Annotated in this window: 2 tRNA genes and 3 rRNA genes; all 5 read left to right on the top strand. The window is 47.9% G+C overall.

Annotated features, from left to right (window positions below):
• The first annotated feature begins 465 nt into the window (after positions 1-465).
• The 5 genes from IOD06_RS13350 to rrf all read left to right on the top strand — a co-directional run bounded on the left by IOD06_RS13350 (position 466) and on the right by rrf (position 5778).
• Positions 466-2004, top strand: a 16S ribosomal RNA gene (locus tag IOD06_RS13350).
• 92 nt (positions 2005-2096) lie between these two features.
• Positions 2097-2173 (top strand) — tRNA-Ile (locus IOD06_RS13355).
• Between the two features lie 9 nt (positions 2174-2182).
• Positions 2183-2258 (top strand) — tRNA-Ala (locus IOD06_RS13360).
• A 357-nt stretch (positions 2259-2615) separates the two neighbouring features.
• Positions 2616-5477: ribosomal RNA gene (locus IOD06_RS13365) — 23S ribosomal RNA — on the top strand.
• A 186-nt stretch (positions 5478-5663) separates the two neighbouring features.
• A 5S ribosomal RNA gene (rrf, locus tag IOD06_RS13370) occupies positions 5664-5778 on the top strand.
• Together the 16S, 23S and 5S rRNA genes with 2 tRNA genes alongside form the textbook arrangement of a ribosomal RNA operon.
• The last annotated feature ends 6 nt before the right edge of the window (positions 5779-5784 follow it).

Genomic DNA, 5784 nt, shown 5'->3' on the forward strand with positions numbered 1-5784 from the left:
GATTTAAAGCGTCTATAATACGCCCTCATCAAGACGAGCTGGAAGTAACTAGTGTGTAGATTACACATTAATAACCCAGTTAACCTGATGAAACAAATTATAAAAAAGCTTGACAATCCCAATCATTATGATAAGATAGTCGGCTCGCTAGATAGCTTAACCCGCAAGGGTTTGAGACTAAACAGCAAGAGAGATACCCAATATATCAGTTACTGGACGACAGTGATTGAGCACTATTTAAAAGCATAACTAAAGAACAACTTGTGTGGATTTTTGCTGATTCAGAATGCTAAAAAATAAAGTTGGTTTTAGCTCCTTTTCGGAGTTCATTCTAACTATAAAAATTATCATTTAAGACAGCAGAAAAACTCAAAGTTAATTCATTACGAACATAATTTTTAGCGATTTTGCCAGATTAGATGAGCCAAGTTTAGAAGTCTCTTTAAAGGACTTCATAGCAAGATTAAACTGAAGAGTTTGATCATGGCTCAGATTGAACGCTGGCGGCAGGCTTAACACATGCAAGTCGAGCGGAAACGATGATAGCTTGCTATCAGGCGTCGAGCGGCGGACGGGTGAGTAATACTTAGGAATCTACCTAGTAGTGGGGGATAGCACGGGGAAACTCGTATTAATACCGCATACGACCTACGGGAGAAAGGGGGCAGTTTACTGCTCTCGCTATTAGATGAGCCTAAGTCGGATTAGCTAGATGGTGGGGTAAAGGCCTACCATGGCGACGATCTGTAGCTGGTCTGAGAGGATGATCAGCCACACCGGGACTGAGACACGGCCCGGACTCCTACGGGAGGCAGCAGTGGGGAATATTGGACAATGGGGGAAACCCTGATCCAGCCATGCCGCGTGTGTGAAGAAGGCCTTTTGGTTGTAAAGCACTTTAAGCAGTGAAGAAGACTCCGTGGTTAATACCCACGGACGATGACATTAGCTGCAGAATAAGCACCGGCTAACTCTGTGCCAGCAGCCGCGGTAATACAGAGGGTGCAAGCGTTAATCGGAATTACTGGGCGTAAAGGGAGCGTAGGTGGCTCGATAAGTCAGATGTGAAATCCCCGGGCTCAACCTGGGAACTGCATCTGATACTGTTGAGCTAGAGTATGTGAGAGGAAGGTAGAATTCCAGGTGTAGCGGTGAAATGCGTAGAGATCTGGAGGAATACCGATGGCGAAGGCAGCCTTCTGGCATAATACTGACACTGAGGCTCGAAAGCGTGGGTAGCAAACAGGATTAGATACCCTGGTAGTCCACGCCGTAAACGATGTCTACTAGTCGTTGGGTCCCTTGAGGACTTAGTGACGCAGCTAACGCAATAAGTAGACCGCCTGGGGAGTACGGCCGCAAGGTTAAAACTCAAATGAATTGACGGGGGCCCGCACAAGCGGTGGAGCATGTGGTTTAATTCGATGCAACGCGAAGAACCTTACCTGGTCTTGACATATCTAGAATCCTGCAGAGATGCGGGAGTGCCTTCGGGAATTAGAATACAGGTGCTGCATGGCTGTCGTCAGCTCGTGTCGTGAGATGTTGGGTTAAGTCCCGCAACGAGCGCAACCCTTGTCCTTAGTTACCAGCGGGTTAAGCCGGGAACTCTAAGGATACTGCCAGTGACAAACTGGAGGAAGGCGGGGACGACGTCAAGTCATCATGGCCCTTACGACCAGGGCTACACACGTGCTACAATGGTAGGTACAGAGGGCAGCTACACAGCGATGTGATGCGAATCTCAAAAAGCCTATCGTAGTCCAGATTGGAGTCTGCAACTCGACTCCATGAAGTAGGAATCGCTAGTAATCGCGGATCAGAATGCCGCGGTGAATACGTTCCCGGGCCTTGTACACACCGCCCGTCACACCATGGGAGTTGATTGCACCAGAAGTGGATAGCTTAACCTTCGGGGAGGCGTTCACCACGGTGTGGTTGATGACTGGGGTGAAGTCGTAACAAGGTAGCCGTAGGGGAACCTGCGGCTGGATCACCTCCTTATAGATGGCATTCGGTCAGCAAGAATTCACAACAAGTTGTTCTTTAGTTTAGCTAGTATTTATTATTAGCGCTTTGCCTTTACAGGCAGACACAGGCCTGTAGCTCAGCTGGTTAGAGCACCGTGTTGATAACGCGGGGGTCGGCAGTTCAAGTCTGCCCAGGCCTACCATTTATTTACGGGGCCATAGCTCAGTTGGTAGAGCGCCTGCCTTGCACGCAGGAGGTCAACGGTTCGACTCCGTTTGGCTCCACCATAATAAATACGATAGTAGATATATTAAACAAGCATAAACAGAAACAAATAATTCAGATATTACATCATACGATTATTTCTTTCTGTTTTATACAGAACTTATGACTCGACGAGAGCGTAAGAACTATTTAAAAACATAGATATGAGTCTGGGTTAGGAACACGTGTTCACGCGTTGTTTCTAACCTTAATAACTCACTACTTAACGACATCAGTTGTTATCCCAGTAGTGAGTTATTAAAAAAGTAAAGAGAACTGAATCAAGCGTATAAAATTAGGTGATATCGTTATCATAATTAGACTTTATGACACTTTGAAGTTAAAACTTATTTATAAGTTAAGACTACTTGGGGTTGTATGGTCAAGTAATGAAGCGCACATGGTGGATGCCTTGGCAGTCAGAGGCGATGAAAGACGTGACAGCCTGCGATAAGCTTCGGGGAGGCGGCAATATCCTGTGATCCGGAGATTTCTGAATGGGGAAACCCACTTACCATAAGGTAGGTATCTCGTACTTGTACGAGAAGCGAACGAGGGGAAGTGAAACATCTCAGTACCCTTAGGAATAGACATCAAATGAGATTCCCCAAGTAGCGGCGAGCGAACGGGGAGAAGCCGATTAGTGCTAATGTAGAAGAACAGCGTGGGAAAGCTGACCGTAGTAGGTGATAGTCCTGTATTCGAAACATTAGCGTTAACATATTAAGTAGAGCGGGGCACGAGAAATCCTGTTTGAAGATGGGGGGACCATCCTCCAAGGCTAAATACTCCTGACTGACCGATAGTGAACCAGTACCGTGAGGGAAAGGCGAAAAGAACCCCTGTGAGGGGAGTGAAATAGAACCTGAAACCGTGTGCGTACAAGCAGTGGGAGCCTTAATTTATTAGGGTGACCGCGTACCTTTTGTATAATGGGTCAGCGACTTATGTTCTGTAGCAAGGTTAACCGTTTAGGGGAGCCGTAGGGAAACCGAGTCTTAATAGGGCGTTTAGTTGCAGGGCATAGACCCGAAACCGAGTGATCTATCCATGAGCAGGTTGAAAGTTGAGTAACATCAACCGGAGGACCGAACCCACTGTCGTTGAAAAGCCAGGGGATGACTTGTGGATAGGGGTGAAAGGCTAATCAAACTCGGTGATAGCTGGTTCTCCCCGAAAGCTATTTAGGTAGCGCCTCGGACGAACACCATTGGGGGTAGAGCACTGTTTCGGCTAGGGGGTCATACCGACTTACCAAACCGATGCAAACTCCGAATACCGATGAGTGATATCCGGGAGACACACAGTGGGTGCTAACGTCCATTGTGGAGAGGGAAACAACCCAGACCGCCAGCTAAGGCCCCAAATTCCTAGTTAAGTGGGAAACGAGGTGGGAAGGCATAGACAGCTAGGAGGTTGGCTTAGAAGCAGCCATCCTTTAAAGAAAGCGTAATAGCTCACTAGTCGAGTCGGCCCGCGCGGAAGATGTAACGGGGCTCAAACTAGGAGCCGAAGCTGCGGATTTGAATTTGTTTTCAAGTGGTAGGGGAGCGTTGTGTAAGCCTGTGAAGGTGTGTCGTAAGGCATGCTGGAGGTATCACAAGAGCGAATGCTGACGTGAGTAACGATAATGCGAGTGAAAAGCTCGCACGCCGGAAGATCAAGGGTTCCAGTCCAACGTTAATCGGGGCTGGGTGAGTCGACCCCTAAGGCGAGGCCGAAAGGCGTAGTCGATGGGAAATCAGTTAATATTCTGATACTTGTTTATAATGCGATGGAGGGACGGAGAAGGTTATGTCAGCCTGGCGTTGGTTGTCCAGGTGAAAGGATGTAGGCTTGTGGCTTAGGTAAATCCGGGCTACTACATGGCTGAGATCTGATAGCAAGCTGTACTTGTACAGCGAAGTGGCAAATACCATGCTTCCAGGAAAAGCTTCTAAGCAATAGTTATAAACGAATCGTACCCTAAACCGACACAGGTGATCAGGTAGAGAATACCAAGGCGCTTGAGAGAACTCTGCTGAAGGAACTAGGCAAAATGGTACCGTAACTTCGGGAGAAGGTACGCTGTTGATGGTGATAGGACTTGCTCCTTGAGCTGTTGACAGTCGCAGATACCAGGCTGCTGCAACTGTTTATTAAAAACACAGCACTCTGCAAACACGAAAGTGGACGTATAGGGTGTGATGCCTGCCCGGTGCTGGAAGGTTAATTGATGGGGTTAGCGTAAGCGAAGCTCTTGATCGAAGCCCCAGTAAACGGCGGCCGTAACTATAACGGTCCTAAGGTAGCGAAATTCCTTGTCGGGTAAGTTCCGACCTGCACGAATGGCATAATGATGGCAGCGCTGTCTCCAGCAGAGACTCAGTGAAATCGAAATCGCAGTGAAGATGCTGTGTACCCGCGGCTAGACGGAAAGACCCCGTGAACCTTTACTACAGCTTTACATTGAACTTTGACCTGACTTGTGCAGGATAGGTGGGAGGCTTTGAAGCAGACACGCTAGTGTTTGTGGAGCCAATCTTGAAATACCACCCTGGTCATGTTGGGGTTCTAACTCAGGTATAACAATACCGAGGACAATGTATGGTGGGTAGTTTGACTGGGGCGGTCTCCTCCTAAAGAGTAACGGAGGAGTACGAAGGTGCGCTCAGACCGGTCGGAAATCGGTCGTAGAGTATAAAGGCAAAAGCGCGCTTAACTGCGAGACCCACAAGTCGAGCAGGTACGAAAGTAGGTCTTAGTGATCCGGTGGTTCTGTATGGAAGGGCCATCGCTCAACGGATAAAAGGTACTCTGGGGATAACAGGCTGATACCGCCCAAGAGTTCATATCGACGGCGGTGTTTGGCACCTCGATGTCGGCTCATCTCATCCTAGGGCTGAAGCAGGTCCTAAGGGTATGGCTGTTCGCCATTTAAAGAGGTACGCGAGCTGGGTTTAGAACGTCGTGAGACAGTTCGGTCCCTATCTACCGTGGGCGTTGGAAATTTGAGAGGATCTGCTCCTAGTACGAGAGGACCAGAGTGGACGAACCTCTGGTGTTCGGGTTGTCACGCCAGTGGCATTGCCCGGTAGCTACGTTCGGATGGGATAACCGCTGAAAGCATCTAAGCGGGAAGCCCACCTCAAGATTAGATTTCCCTAAAGAGCCGTTGAAGACTACGACGTTGATAGGCAGGGTGTGGAAGCACAGCGATGTGTGTAGCTAACCTGTACTAATTGCTCGTTTGGCTTGACCATACAACACCCAAGTGGTTTGTATGAAAGCTCTAATTAATCTATCTTGTAAAGCGAAAGCTTTAGAATAAAAGAAAGAATATTTCGATATCACCTTTAACCTTGATTCAGTTAGGTTACAAGTTGGTCGACTAAAAAGTAAAATTTGAAGTCATAATAACAACATCAGACTCATATCTAACCCCCTTTGCTGACGACAATAGCGCGATGGCCCCACCTGATCCCTTCCCGAACTCAGAAGTGAAACATCGTAGCGCCAATGGTAGTGTGGATTCGTCCATGTGAGAGTAGGTCATCGTCAGCTCTCTAT

The organism is Psychrobacter sp. N25K4-3-2 (genome assembly GCF_015351755.1).
In the GTDB taxonomy this organism is placed as follows: Bacteria; Pseudomonadota; Gammaproteobacteria; order Pseudomonadales; family Moraxellaceae; genus Psychrobacter; species Psychrobacter glaciei.